This is a genomic window from Nocardia sp. CS682 (genome assembly GCF_004634405.1).
Lineage (GTDB): Bacteria > Actinomycetota > Actinomycetes > Mycobacteriales > Mycobacteriaceae > Nocardia > Nocardia ninae.
On sequence record NZ_CP029710.1, the window covers coordinates 3,172,582 to 3,184,943 of the forward strand.

Below are 12,362 nucleotides of genomic sequence, written 5' to 3' on the forward strand. Positions count from 1 at the left end.
AGGTTCCCGATGACGGGCGAACGAAGTCGGTGAGCCGCGGCATCAAGGCGGTGCGCCCGCGCCGCGCCGGATCTTGGTCACCGGTGGCACCCCGGTGAGGTCATCACTGGTCCAGCCTTGGTGGTGCTTGACGGGCCGATCGCCGGTGGCCGGGTCGAAGTCCTCCCATTCGAGTGCCCCACTGGCCAATTCGACGAGGAAGCTCTCGATCCAGGCGATCTCGGCGCCGAGCATGGCGTGCAGGTACGGCAGCGCGATGACGTAGCGGCGCGGCACCCCGCGCTCGCCCGCCCAGCCGATCATCAGCTCGACCTCGGCCAGCTCGGTTTTCAGGTGCTCGGCCCGCTCCCGCAGGAACGCGAGCACCTCGTCCTTGGGCAGGTTGTGCGATTCGCCGAGCGCGATCGGGAACACCGGATACTCCGGGACGGGGCAGCGCAGGATCTCGGCGATCCGGCCGCGCAGCGCCACGCGGCCGTGCTCGGTGATGCGATAGGTGGTGCGTTCGGGCCGATTTCCCTCCCGGTCCACCCCTTCGGCCTGCACCAAACCATGCTCGGCCAGCCGGGTGACCGTGTGATACAGCGAGCCGGGCCGCACCTTTACCAGGATGTCTTCCCGGCGCGCGATCAGCAGTTGGTACATCTCGTACGGATGCATGGGCTGCTCCTCGAGCAGCGCGAGCACAGCGATCGCCAGTGGCGTCACCGCCGGACGCGCTTGCTGCGCCATCTCCGTCACCTCCCGCAGATCACTCGCGCGTGGTCACCGCACGAGCCGAAGTCATCGGCCCGCGAGGCGAACGTAGCCTCGGCTGCCGACATACTCCACACTAAATACTCCACGTGGAATATACGGCGCGGAACAATACGATCGCAAGGTTTGGCCACCGCGCGCAGCGGTGATCGCGGGCACAGCAGACCGGCCCCCGACATCAGTCGGAGGCCGGGTTGAACTGGCGGGTTCGGCGGCTCAGCCAGCGGTTCGCACGCTGAGGTCAGGGGCCACCGGCAGGACAGTGGCGCGACGGAGCCGCCCGGTGCCCGGGGCGCTCGCCCACACGACCATGGCGAGCAACCCGTCGAGAACCATGGCCAGGACCGCGACCAGCAGCGCGCCGACGAGAACACGGTCGTATCGGTAGAGGCTGATGCCGTCGAAGATGTAGCGGCCGAGTCCGCCGAGATTGACGTAGGCGGCGATGGTCGCGGTGGCCACGACCTGCAGGGTGGCGCCGCGCAGGCCGGTGAGCAGGATCGGCATGGCGTTGGGCACCTCGACCCGGAACAGGATCTGGGTCTCGGTCATGCCCATGGCGCGCGAGGCGTCGACGACATCGGCGGGGACATTGGCGATTCCGGCGTAGGCGCCGGCCAGCAGCGGCGGAATACCCACGGTCACCAGGGCGAGCAGCGGCGGGATCAAACCGAGGCCGAGGCCGAGCACCAGAAAGGTGAGCAGGCCCAGGGTCGGCAGCGCCCGCATGGCGTTGGCGAAGCCGACGAGCACGGCCGCGCCACGTTTGGTGTGTCCGATCACCAGACCGAGCGGCAGCGCGACCGCGGCGGACGCGACGATGGTGAGGAAGCTGTACCAAAGATGTTCGGCGATACGGTGTTCGATGCCCGCGGGGCCATTCCAATTCGCGCCGTCGGTGAGATAGTGCCAGGCATCGATGAAAAGGTTCATGCCGCAACGCCTTTCGCCTGCGCCGATCGCGCATCGGCCCGCACCCACGGCGTGGCCCAGCGGCCGAGCGCGTAGACGAGACGGTCGAAGATCAGGGCAAGCGCCAGGATCACGATGATGCCCGCGACGATCTCGTCCGGATAGTCACGCTGATAGCCCTGAGTGAACAGCTTGCCGACCCCGCCGACCCCGATCAGCGCGCCGACCGACACCATGGCGATATTGGTGACCACCACCACCCGCAGGCTGGACACGAAAACCGGGATGGCCAGCGGCATGTCGACGGTCAAGGTGCGCCGCAGCGAGCTGAAACCCACCGCGTCGGCGGCGTCGATCACCTCGGCGGACACCGAGTCCAGCGCCGCGGGCACCGCGATCACCAGCAGCGCGGTCGAGTACACGGTCAGCGCGATGATCACGTTCAACGGGTCGATCGTCGAAATCCCGACCAGCGGCGGGATGATCACGAACAGCGCGAGCGAGGGAATGGTGTACGCCAGGCTCGCCACGGTCACCGTCGTCCGGCGCAGCCAGGAGACCCGGCGCACCAGCGCACCCACCGGCACCGCGATCACCAAGCCGAGCACCAGCGGCACCAGCGCCAGGTAGAGATGGGTTCTGGTGAACCCCATGATCTCGGCGAAGTTGTCGATCAGGTACCTCACGTCGATCCCCCGCCGCCCACTTCCTGTTCGAAGAAGTGCCTGTTGCGCTCGGCGTCTTCGACGGCGCGCTGATCGGCGAGCCGTTGCAGGATCTCGGTGGCCAGCACGCCGCCCCGCACCGCACCCGAGTCGTCCACGGCGACACCGACTCCGGACGGCGAGGAGATCGCGGCGTCCAGCGCCTGTCGCAGATCACCCGACGGTGTGAACAGCGATCCGCCCGCGGACGTGCTCTCCGCCAGCGAGCGGCCGCCACGCACCGCCTCCACCCCGGAGACGTCGATCCAGCCCGACGGCTTACCTTCGGCGTCCACGATCAACACCCAGTCGCCGCGGTCCAGCCGCAGCGACGGCACCTCCGCCGATGTCGCGGTCCGAATCTCGTGCAGCGGAACGTCTTTCGCCGATCGGAAGGAGAGCCCGCGATAGCCGCGGTCGCGTCCGACGAAATCGGCAACGAAATCGGTGGCAGGCTGGGCCAGCACATGATCCGGCGGGTCGTACTGCTGCAACACCCCACCACGGCCGAACACCGCGAGGCGATCACCGAGGGTGATTGCCTCGTCGATGTCGTGCGTCACGAACACGATGGTCTTCTGCAATTCGGCTTGCAGCCGCTGCATCTCGGTCTGCAACTCGGCCCGTACCACCGGGTCCACCGCACTGAACGGCTCGTCCATCAGCAGCACCGGCGGGTCCGCGGCCAGCGCCCTGGCCACCCCGACGCGCTGCTGCTGACCGCCGGACAGCTGCGCCGGATACCGGCCGGCCAGCGACCGATCCAGCCCGACCCGGTCGAGCACCTCCAGCGCCGCCGCGCGGGCGGCCTTGCGCGAATCACCGCGCAGCACCGGCACGGTCGCCACATTGTCGACGACCGTGCGGTGCGGCAGCAGTCCACCGCTCTGGATCACGTAACCGATACCGAGCCGCAGCTTTACCGGGTCGACCGTCGAAATGTCTTGTCCGGCAATGGTGATGGTGCCGGAACTGGGTGTGATCATCCGATTGATCATCCGCATCGAGGTGGTCTTGCCGCAGCCGGACGGGCCGACGAACACGGTGAACGAACCGGAGTCGATGCGCAGATCGAGGTCGGTGACGGCGTGCGTGCCGTCCGGATAGGTCTTGCTGATACCGCGGAATTCGATATCGGACAACGCTTTTCTCCTACCCGGTGGGGGTCTTCAGCCCCTGCGCGGCCACCCACGCCGCGGCCGCGGCCTTGGGCTCGGTCTTGCTGCTACCGGAGACGGCCTCGTTCAGTTTGATCAGTTCCGCGGTGGTCAGCTTCGCCGAGGCCGCGTTGAGGGCGGCCAGCGCCTTGTCCGACTTCTTGGCCGCATTGAACAGCGGGACCACGTTCTGCGCGGCGAAGTTGTGCTTCGGATCCGCAAGCACTACAAGGTTGTTCTGCGGGATGGCGGGCGAGGTGGTGAAGATATCGGCCGCGGTCACCTGGCCCTCGACCAGCGCGCGCACGGTGGCGGGCCCGCCACCGTCGGCGATCGGCACGAAGTTGTTCGCGGCGATGTCGAGGTTGTAGTTCTTCTTCAGGCCGGGCAGGCCGCCCGGGCGCTCCTGGAATTCGGCGGGCGCACCGAATTTCACCTCGGCGGAGTGGGCGGCCAGATCGGCGATGGACTGCAGGTTCCAGCGTTCCGCGGTGGCCTTGGTGACCACCACGGCGTCGGAATCCTCACCGGGGGCCGGGGTTCCGATGGCCAGCTCCGAACCGAGGGCCTTGGCGAGCGCGCCGTCGACGTCGGCGGCGCTGGTCGCGGTGGCGTTCTTGTCCAGGTATTGCAGCAGGTTGCCGGTGTACTCGGGGATCACCGAGATCGCGCACTGGCGCACCGCCGGGACGTAGGCTTCCCGGCTGCCGATGTTCAGCTTGGTCTCGACCTTGAATCCGTTGACCCGCAAGACCTCCGCGTAGATCTCGGCGACGGTCTCGGACTCCGGGAAGTTCGCCGAGCCGACGATGAGGCCGTCGCCTTCGCAGTCACCCTTGCTGGCGAGCGGGTCGGAGTTGCCACAGGCGGACAGGATCATGGCGGCGGCCAACGCCGTCGCGGCGACGATGAATCGGACGGCGCGCATGGTGAGCCGCAGCGCCGACCGACCGTGCCGCGCGGCATCGGGGGTGATCGAGGTTTTCACTGAAGTCCTTCCGGCATGACGGGCAGTGCGAGGTCCCGGTGCAGCACAGCCACCGGTACATTCTGGGTGTCCATACTGCCCGCTTCAGGGTCTTCCTGTTAGCTCTGTCGGTCTCTCGGAGAGTTGGTGTCGCCGGATGGTGTTGCCCGCGTCGCTGCGGATGCTGGCCCGATTACTGGTCGTCGCGACCGCCGCACTGGCCGTATCCTGCGGGAACGGTGCGCAGGGCGCGCGGATCACGGTCGGCGCCGGTGATTCGATCGAGTCGGGGCTGCTCGCCGAAATATATGCGGGCGCACTGGCTCGCACCGGCGCGCGCACCTCGATCGAGGCGCGACTCGGCGGGCGCGCCGACTATCTGGCCGCGCTCGACGCGGGGCGGGTCGACCTGGTCGGTGAGCACAACGGTGCGCTGCTGGCCTTCCTCGACACCACCGCCCCCGACCGCACACCCGATCATGTGCGTAAGGCGCTGAGCAAGTCGCTGCCCGAGGGTCTGGTGGTCACCGATGCCGCCGACGGCACCGATCTGCGGCCGCGCGTCGTCCTCGGCAGCGCGGCCGCGGCACGTGACAATGTGCGCACCGTCGGCGATCTCGTGCCCCGCTGCGGCACGCTCACGATCGGCGTTGCGCCCGTCCCCGACCTGATCGCCCTGCCACCCGCGCTCGAACAGGTGACGGACTGCGCCGCGACCGTGCGGTTTCCGGACGCGGCCGCGCTGCGAAAGGCGCTGCTGGACGGGCAGGTTCACGCCGGGCTGCTGACCGGTCCGCCCGCCGTCGTACCCGGGTCGACCGACGGGCTGACGATCCTGTCCGACGCCGATTACGCCCTGCGCGCGGAGAACGTGCTGCCGCTGTTCCGCAAGGGTGTGCTCGACGAGGTGCAGATCAAGAAGCTCAATTACGTTGCGGGCGAACTCACCACCGACGAGCTCGCGGCGATGATCCGCGGCGTCCGGGACGAGGGTGCGAAGCCCGCGGAGCTGGCGCGCAAGTGGCTCGACGACCACTCGCTGTAAACACCGCACGTCCGGCACCGGACATCGCTAACGTCTGACCAGTGAGTATCAGGTTCATCGGCGGCTATGTGGCGCTCGTGGCGATTCTGCTGTTCGTGTGGGCGACCAACACGGACCGCAATCCCGTGTTCGCGGCGTCCCTGGTTTTCGCGCTGTGCGCGATGATCGCCATGAACGTCTGGATCCACCTGTCCAACCGTCGGCAGCGCAATACGCGAAAGGCGCCCCGCCCCGATCGGGACAAGGCGCCTTCCAGCGAGTGAGTTGCTAGGCAACACCTTCGGCACGCGCGGCGGCCGCGACGGCCTCGGCGACCGCGGGAGCGACCCGCGGGTCCAGCGGGCTCGGCACGATCTTCTCCGGGCCGAGCTCGGCGGCGACGACGCTGAGGATGGCGTCGGCGGCGGCGATCTTCATGCCCTCGGTGATCCGGCGGGCACCCGCGTCGAGCGCTCCCTTGAACACGCCGGGGAAGGCGAGCACGTTGTTGATCTGGTTCGGGAAGTCGCTGCGGCCGGTGGCCACGATCGCGGCGTACTTGCGCGCGACCTCGGGGTGGATCTCCGGGTCCGGGTTGGACATCGCGAACACGATCGACTCCGGCGCCATCGAGGCGATGAGCTCCTCGGCGATCAGGCCCGCGGACAGGCCGAGGAAGACGTCGGCGCCGGTGAGGGCCTCGGCCGCGCCGCCGGTCAGCCCGCGTGGGTTGGTCCGGGTGGCCAGCTCGGCCTTCACGTCGTTGAGGTCGGTGCGCTCACGGGCGATGATGCCCTTCGAGTCGAGCACGGTGACGTCCCGAACACCCGCGGCCAGCAGGATATTCGTGCACGCGACCCCGGCGGCGCCCGCACCGGACACCACCACCTTCATATCGGCGATGGCGCGACCCTGCACCTTGGCCGCGCCGTTGAGGGCGGCGAGCACCACGATGGCGGTGCCGTGCTGATCGTCGTGCATGACCGGGCAGTCGAGCGCCTCGATGAGTCGCTTCTCCACCTCGAAGCAGCGCGGCGCCGAGATGTCCTCCAGGTTCACCGCGCCGAAGCTCGGGCGCAGCCGGATGACCGTCTCAACGATCTCGTCGACGTCCTTGGTGTCCAGCACGATCGGGATCGAGTTGAGGTCGGCGAACTTCTTGAACAGCGCCGCCTTGCCCTCCATCACCGGCAGCGAGGCGCGCGGGCCGATATCGCCGAGACCGAGCACCGCGGTGCCGTCGCTGACCACCACGACGAGCCGGTCGGTCCAGGTGTAGCGCTTGGCGAGCTCGGCGTCCTGCGCGATCGCCCGGCTCACCTGAGCGACGCCCGGGGTGTAGGCGATCGACAGGTCGCGCTGGGTTTCCAGCGGCGAGCTGAGTTCTACCGAGAGCTTGCCTCCGAGATGTCCCGCGAAAATCTCGTCGTGGGTGATTTCGGAAAGACTTGCAGTGGCATTCGGTGCGTCAGTCACAGGTGACACGATTTCACTCCTGCTCGGGCCGGACAAACCGGGGGACGGTTACCGCCGGGTATATAGGTATTAGTAGATTCTTTAAGCTCATCGAGTGCGCTGACCGGTACGTTTCGCGTGTTACGGCGGGTCACGAAAAACCCGTTGCCGATTTTCGCTGACGTGGCGCGGCACTGATCCGCGGAGCGGGAGCCGGACGGGTGGGTCCGGACAGAACATGCGGCGTGATCCTCGGGTCGCGACGGTGCGTCGCGAGGCGGAGATCTCCGTAACTCCAGTACCCGGCGGTGGCTTGGGTAAGGAATCCGACACATTCTGCCAGCACGGTCTGCGACTTGCCAAACCGGTCTGGTTCTCGCCGTGTCGCCTGCCCGCAGCCAGCTTACTGCGACGGAATTACCGGACGGTAAGCGAAAACTCGCGTACCGCTCCGATCGGGCGGTGAGTTGTCACATCGCGATCGGGTCGGCCGGTGTGAGGTGCTCGTCGGTCACCGCCGGTATGTCGTCCGCGGGCCGGATCTCCGGCGCGTCCGGAATCGCCGCCGACCGCGTGCTCAGCACGCCGGCCTCGCGGGCATGCGCGACGGCCGGTCCGCGAGCATCGAGTACGAGCGCGTCGCGCCTCGACGGACCGCGGGCGTCGAGCACGAGCGTCTCTCGGCGAGTGGCCGGACCGCGTGCGTCGAACACCAGGGTCTCCCGCCGGACGGACGGGTCGTGCGCCTCGAGCACGAGCGTCTCGCGCCTGCCCCGCGCGACCGGCTCGCGGGCGGGCGGCACAGCAATCTCCTTGGCACCGACCATGCCCGCGTCCAATGCGGCGATCTCGCGTGCGTCCGGGCGCACCCACACGTTGTCCAGGCCTCCTGACATCAACCGCACCCGCCAATCCGCCTCGGCCCCGGGGTGATCGGTGCGCCGATGCATGCCGCGGCTCTCGGTCCGCGCCAGCGCGCTGTATTTGGTCCACCGCGCCACGGCCAGCAGCGCGGCCGCTTGCCGCGCCCGCAACCGATCCAATCCGGTACCGCCCAGGTCGAATTCGGCGCCGGGCCACATCGAGTCGAGTTCGCCGATGCTGTCGACCAGGCTGCCCGCGCTGCGCCAGTAGCTGCGTCGCAGCGGCAGCGTGTGCTCCTGCACGAGCCCGACCACCGCGCGCGGATCGATGCGCGACACCTCGCTCAGCCCCGCCCCCGGCACCTCGCGCACCGGGCTGCGCAGGTCGGCCGCGCGCGCGTACCTGGCCGCGCCGGCACCGGCCCACACCCCGGAGGCGATCGCCCATGCGCCGCCCTGACCGCCGAAGCCGCTGACCGCACCGGTGATCAGCTCCCTGGTGGTCACGTCACCCGCACCGAACAGCCCGCCGATCGTGGTCGCGCAGTCGCGGTCCGCGACCCGCAACCCGCCCGTGCCGCGCACCGTGCCCTCGAGCACCGCGCGCAGCGGTACCCGGCCGGTGTGGTCGACCAGGCCCTGCTCGGTCAGCCAACCGCGCATCGCGACGGGCACGTCGTCGAGTGCCGCGAACACCCGGTGGCCGTCGGCGATGGCGGCGAAGGCCGCCGCGCGGTGACCTTCGAGGATCGCCCCCGACTCGTCGTACAGGGTGGCGAAATGCAGACCGAGCCCGGACACCGAGTTCGGCCGGGCGGTATTCGGCAGATGCGTCACGGGTGTCAGGCCGTACGCACTGGAGAACTCCATGCCGGAAAGCTCGGCGCCGGCTTCCGCGGCGAACAGCAGTCCGTCGCCGGTGTCCACGTCGGTGCCCGCGCCACCGGAGAGGAAGGCACAGCCACCGGTGGCCACCACCACGGCGCCCGCCCGGACCGACCACCCCCGGCAGTCGTTGTGCAGCTGTACCCCGGTGGCTCCGGCGACGCCGCCGTCGCGATCGACGAGCAGTTGCAGGGCCGGATGATGGTCGAGGACGCGCACCCCCGCGTCGAGCACGCTGCGCCGCATCCGGCGCAGGTAACTCGCGCCGTCCAGATACACCCGCAGCGACGATCCCGGTCCCGCGCCGGGGAATCGATACCCCCAGCGGGCCAGCTGCTCTACCCGCAGGTGCGTCTCCTCCAGCACGCGGTGCATCCATTCCGGATCGCCGAGTCCGCCGCCGTGCGCGTACCCGCGGCGCACCGCCTCGTCCCTGGCCGGTCCGGGCGGGATGTTCCACAACGAGGTGGTGCCGTGTGCGGTCGGGCCGCTGGTGCCGCATCTGGCCTTATCGGCGAGCACGACACGGGCGCCGGTGGCGGCGGCGGAGACGGCGGCCCAGGTTCCGGCGGGGCCTCCGCCCAGAACCAGCACGTCCGTCTCGAGTTCGGTCACAATGAGAAATATTCGGCCACAATTCACGTTGCCGCAACCATTAGCGGAATATTTAGCGGTGGCGTTTTCGATTCGATGTCAGCCGAATGCCATAACGCCGCCGTAGATCAACTCCACCACTGCGTCCACAGCAATAATCCAGCGAAGATAAAAACAACCGCCGATCCGGAAAAGGCGGCCAAACCCCGACGCTTGTCCGAATAAATCTGCGCCGCAACGGCTATCGCGGCCACCACCACATGCCACGCCACCGACTCGCCACCCGGACCGGGGAAGTCGCGGCGACCCGCCATGAACGCCGTACCGACGATGACCAGCATCAGCGCGACGGTGCCCGCGGCGACGATCCCGCTGAGGCCACGCAGGAGCCTCACGAAGCGATCACCGGCACACCGGTCGCCTTGCCCACCAGCACCTCGTATTGCGCGGGGTCGGTGGTGAACTCACCGAGGCGGATGGTCTTGTTGGTGCCGTGGTAGTCCGACGAGCCGGTGGTGAGCAGGCCGAGCTCGGCGGCCAGGTCAGCCAGCACCGCGCGGTCCTGCGCGGAATGGTCCGGATGGTCGAGCTCTACGCCGCCCAGGCCGAGCGTGGCCAACTCCCTGATGTCGTCCAAGGCGAGCAGCCTGCCGCGCTTACGGGCTCGCGCGTGCGCGATCACGCTGACCCCGCCCGCGGTGGCGATCATCTCGACCGCGCGCCGCAGCGGCGTGTCGGCCTTCTCCACGTAGTACGGGCCGTGCGGCGCGAGCAATTCCTCGAAGGCGGCGTCGACACTGGGCACCACACCCGCCGCCACCAGCGCCCTGGCCAAGTGCGGCCGACCCGCGGACGGCCCGGCCGAGGCGAGCACGGCATCCGGATCGATCGGTAACCCGTCGGCCACCATCCGCTCGGCCATCGCGCGCACCCGCTCGATCCGCTCGCCGCGCAACCGCTCCCGCTCGTCGGCGAAACTGCGGTCGGTCGGGTCGAAGAGATAGGCAAGCAGATGCACCGGCACCGGCCAGCCGTCCTCGCCGAGGCCGATGCACGACATCTCCATGCCACGGACCAGCGTCAACCCCTGCGGCAGCGCCTCGACCGCCTCGGTCCAGCCCGACGTGGTGTCGTGGTCGGTGATCGCGAGGACGTCCAACCCCGCGGCGGCCGCGTTGCGAACCAGTTCCGCCGGGGTGTCGGTGCCGTCGGACGCGGTCGAGTGGGTATGCAGATCAATGCGCACGCCCTCAGTCTTACAGTGCTCGATCGGCGGCACTCGCGGGTCCCTGCGTGGTGACGCTTCGCTACCGCCTCCGGGCCCGTCGCTCCTGCCGCGGGCGTGCACCCCGAACCGCATCCACCGGCGACGTAGCATCGCCGTGTGCCATCGATACCGTCGTTCCGTGGTTCCGGCCGCGGACCACAGCCGCAGCTGCCGCGCATTCCGATTCCGACCGCGCGGGCCATTGTGGACTGCGGCGTCTACGTCGATGGTCATCGGCTGCCCGGCCGATTCACCCACCGCGACGCGCTCGCCGAGGTGCGCAACCGGGGCGCGGGATTCGTCTGGGTCGGCCTGCACGATCCGGACGAGGGCCAGATGGCAGATATCGCCGAGACGTTCGGGCTGCACGCGCTCGCGGCCGAAGACGCGGTGCACGCGCACCAGCGCCCGAAGCTGGAGCGCTACGACGACACGCTGGTCCTGGTGATGCGCACGGTCGCCTACGTCGAACACGAGATGCACAGCGTCAGCGAGATCGTGGAGACCGGCGAGATCATGGTCTTCACCGGGCCGGACTTCGTGGTGAGCGTGCGCCACGGCGAACACTCCGAACTGGCCTCGCTCCGTAAGGAATTGGAGGCCGATCCGGCCAAGCTGATGCTCGGCACCGGCGCGGTGCTGCACGCGATCGCCGATCACGTGGTGGACACCTACATCGAAGTGACGCAGTCGATCGAACTCGATATCGACGCGATGGAGGAAGCGGTCTTCACGCCGCGCAACCACATCACCATCGAGTCGATCTATCAACTCAAGCGCGAAGTGGTAGAGCTACGCCGGGCGGTGAACCCGCTCGCGGTCCCGCTCCAGGTGCTCGGGCACAAGCCGGATGTGCCGCTGCCCAAGGAGATTCGACGCTACATGCGTGACGTGGCCGATCACCACGCCGGGGTGGCCGAGCGGATCACCGATTTCGATGAGGCACTCAGCGCGTTGATCAGTGCCGTGCTGGCCAAGGTCGGGGTGCAGCAGAACACCGACATGCGCACGATCTCGGCGTGGGTCGCGATCGCCGCGGTGCCGACGATGATCGCGGGCCTCTACGGCATGAACTTCACCCACATCCCGGGATCCGAAGACGTATGGGGCTTTTGGCTGGTCGTCGTGGTCACCCTGGGCATCTGCGTGGGGTTGTACGTCAACTTTCACCGCAACAACTGGCTGTAGCGCCGGATCACAGACTGGCGGCGCCTCTTTCGGGGTCACGCACGTCGATCCCCGCCTCCGCCCAGGCATCCCGCAACGCCTGCGCGCCGCGCACCCGCACCCAGGCCGCCTCGGTCGCGGTCACCGGCGTCACCGCGAAGTACCGCACCGGTTCGGCGGGCGCGGGCAGCACCACCTCGGGAATCCGGCTCTCGCCCAACAACACTGCCGAGAACGGCGCGCCCTGCCACATCGGCTCGCCCAGGTCCATCAGCGCATCCGCTTGCAGCACAACGCCTTCCACGGCGGGCGCGGCGGCGAGCACACCGAGCGTCTTGGCCAGACCCGAGCTCGCACCGGCCGTGCCGCGCAAGGTGAGCACGAGCTCGGCCCGCGGGCCTTTGACCGGATCGGCAAGCAGCGCAGTGGGATCGCCCATCGGATGGCGCGAGCCGCCCACCGTCGCGTAGTGCACCAGTTCGCCGTCGGCGATCCGCAGGATCTCGATGGGTTCCAAGCCGAGGAACGTCACCGACGCCGAATCGACGCCGGCCGCTTGCACACCGAAGTGGTCCAGCACACCGGTGCGGACCGTCGACACCACCTCCATG

Annotated in this window: 13 protein-coding genes; 3 read left to right on the forward strand and 10 right to left on the reverse strand. The window is 68.7% G+C overall.

Translation table 11 applies throughout. The annotated features are described in order from the left end of the window. Positions 1–42: 42 nt before the first annotated feature. The 5 genes from DMB37_RS14260 to DMB37_RS14280 all read right to left on the reverse strand — a co-directional run bounded on the left by DMB37_RS14260 (position 43) and on the right by DMB37_RS14280 (position 4,457). Positions 43–732 (reverse strand): PadR family transcriptional regulator, encoded by a 690-nt coding sequence (locus DMB37_RS14260; RefSeq protein WP_135233124.1) that lies wholly within the window; start codon positions 730–732, stop codon positions 43–45. A gap of 240 nt (positions 733–972) precedes the next feature. Then, positions 973–1,689: an ABC transporter permease gene (locus DMB37_RS14265; RefSeq protein ID WP_135233125.1), complete on the reverse strand. Its 717-nt coding sequence runs from the start codon at positions 1,687–1,689 to the stop codon at positions 973–975. Beyond that, on the reverse strand, positions 1,686–2,354 hold the full coding sequence (locus tag DMB37_RS14270; RefSeq protein WP_135233126.1) for an ABC transporter permease: 669 nt from the start codon (positions 2,352–2,354) through the stop codon (positions 1,686–1,688). Before DMB37_RS14270 ends, DMB37_RS14265 begins: the two co-directional genes overlap by 4 nt. Next, positions 2,351–3,514 (reverse strand): ABC transporter ATP-binding protein, encoded by a 1,164-nt coding sequence (locus DMB37_RS14275; RefSeq protein ID WP_135233127.1) that lies wholly within the window; start codon positions 3,512–3,514, stop codon positions 2,351–2,353. The genes DMB37_RS14270 and DMB37_RS14275 overlap by 4 nt, the downstream gene beginning before the upstream one ends. Before the next feature lie 10 nt (positions 3,515–3,524). Then, complete coding sequence (locus DMB37_RS14280; protein ID WP_135237568.1) at positions 3,525–4,457, reverse strand: ABC transporter substrate-binding protein; 933 nt, start codon at positions 4,455–4,457, stop codon at positions 3,525–3,527. A 196-nt stretch (positions 4,458–4,653) separates the two neighbouring features. On the opposite strand from DMB37_RS14280, the gene DMB37_RS14285 reads away from it, so the two are divergent. Further along, positions 4,654–5,541 carry a glycine betaine ABC transporter substrate-binding protein gene (locus tag DMB37_RS14285; protein WP_135233128.1) on the forward strand — a complete coding sequence of 296 codons (888 nt, stop codon included), beginning with the start codon at positions 4,654–4,656 and terminating at the stop codon, positions 5,539–5,541. Between the two features lie 41 nt (positions 5,542–5,582). Further along, positions 5,583–5,804, forward strand: a complete 222-nt coding sequence (locus DMB37_RS14290; RefSeq protein ID WP_135233129.1) for a hypothetical protein — start codon at positions 5,583–5,585, stop codon at positions 5,802–5,804. A gap of 4 nt (positions 5,805–5,808) precedes the next feature. Here the strand turns inward: DMB37_RS14290 and DMB37_RS14295 are convergent, their stop codons facing one another. The 4 genes from DMB37_RS14295 to DMB37_RS14310 all read right to left on the reverse strand — a co-directional run bounded on the left by DMB37_RS14295 (position 5,809) and on the right by DMB37_RS14310 (position 10,563). Then, entirely contained in the window at positions 5,809–7,005 is a 1,197-nt protein-coding gene (locus tag DMB37_RS14295) for an NADP-dependent malic enzyme (protein WP_370465377.1), read from the reverse strand. A gap of 440 nt (positions 7,006–7,445) precedes the next feature. Then, positions 7,446–9,338, reverse strand: a complete 1,893-nt coding sequence (locus DMB37_RS14300) for an FAD-binding protein (RefSeq protein ID WP_240772386.1) — start codon at positions 9,336–9,338, stop codon at positions 7,446–7,448. A gap of 107 nt (positions 9,339–9,445) precedes the next feature. Beyond that, the gene (locus DMB37_RS14305) at positions 9,446–9,712 is read right to left on the reverse strand and encodes a hypothetical protein (protein ID WP_135233130.1); all 267 of its coding nucleotides are present in this window, start codon (positions 9,710–9,712) and stop codon (positions 9,446–9,448) included. Beyond that, positions 9,709–10,563, reverse strand: coding sequence for a PHP domain-containing protein (locus tag DMB37_RS14310; protein ID WP_135233131.1), 855 nt, complete (start codon positions 10,561–10,563; stop codon positions 9,709–9,711). Before DMB37_RS14310 ends, DMB37_RS14305 begins: the two co-directional genes overlap by 4 nt. A gap of 138 nt (positions 10,564–10,701) precedes the next feature. Here DMB37_RS14310 and DMB37_RS14315 point away from each other — a divergent pair, with 138 nt between their 5' ends. After that, positions 10,702–11,772: a magnesium and cobalt transport protein CorA gene (locus tag DMB37_RS14315; protein ID WP_135233132.1), complete on the forward strand. Its 1,071-nt coding sequence runs from the start codon at positions 10,702–10,704 to the stop codon at positions 11,770–11,772. Between the two features lie 7 nt (positions 11,773–11,779). On the opposite strand, the gene DMB37_RS14320 is transcribed toward DMB37_RS14315, so the two are convergent. Then, entirely contained in the window at positions 11,780–12,361 is a 582-nt protein-coding gene (locus DMB37_RS14320) for a suppressor of fused domain protein (protein WP_135233133.1), read from the reverse strand. Position 12,362 lies beyond the last annotated feature (1 nt).

Coding starts and splice junctions, on each gene's coding strand:
- DMB37_RS14260 (WP_135233124.1), bottom strand. CDS start 732: ATGGCGCAGCAAGCGCGTCCGGCGGTGACGCCACTGGCGATCGCTGTG.
- DMB37_RS14265 (WP_135233125.1), bottom strand. CDS start 1,689: ATGAACCTTTTCATCGATGCCTGGCACTATCTCACCGACGGCGCGAAT.
- DMB37_RS14280 (WP_135237568.1), bottom strand. CDS start 4,457: ATGCGCGCCGTCCGATTCATCGTCGCCGCGACGGCGTTGGCCGCCGCC.
- DMB37_RS14285 (WP_135233128.1), top strand. CDS start 4,654: ATGGTGTTGCCCGCGTCGCTGCGGATGCTGGCCCGATTACTGGTCGTC.
- DMB37_RS14320 (WP_135233133.1), bottom strand. CDS start 12,361: ATGGAGGTGGTGTCGACGGTCCGCACCGGTGTGCTGGACCACTTCGGT.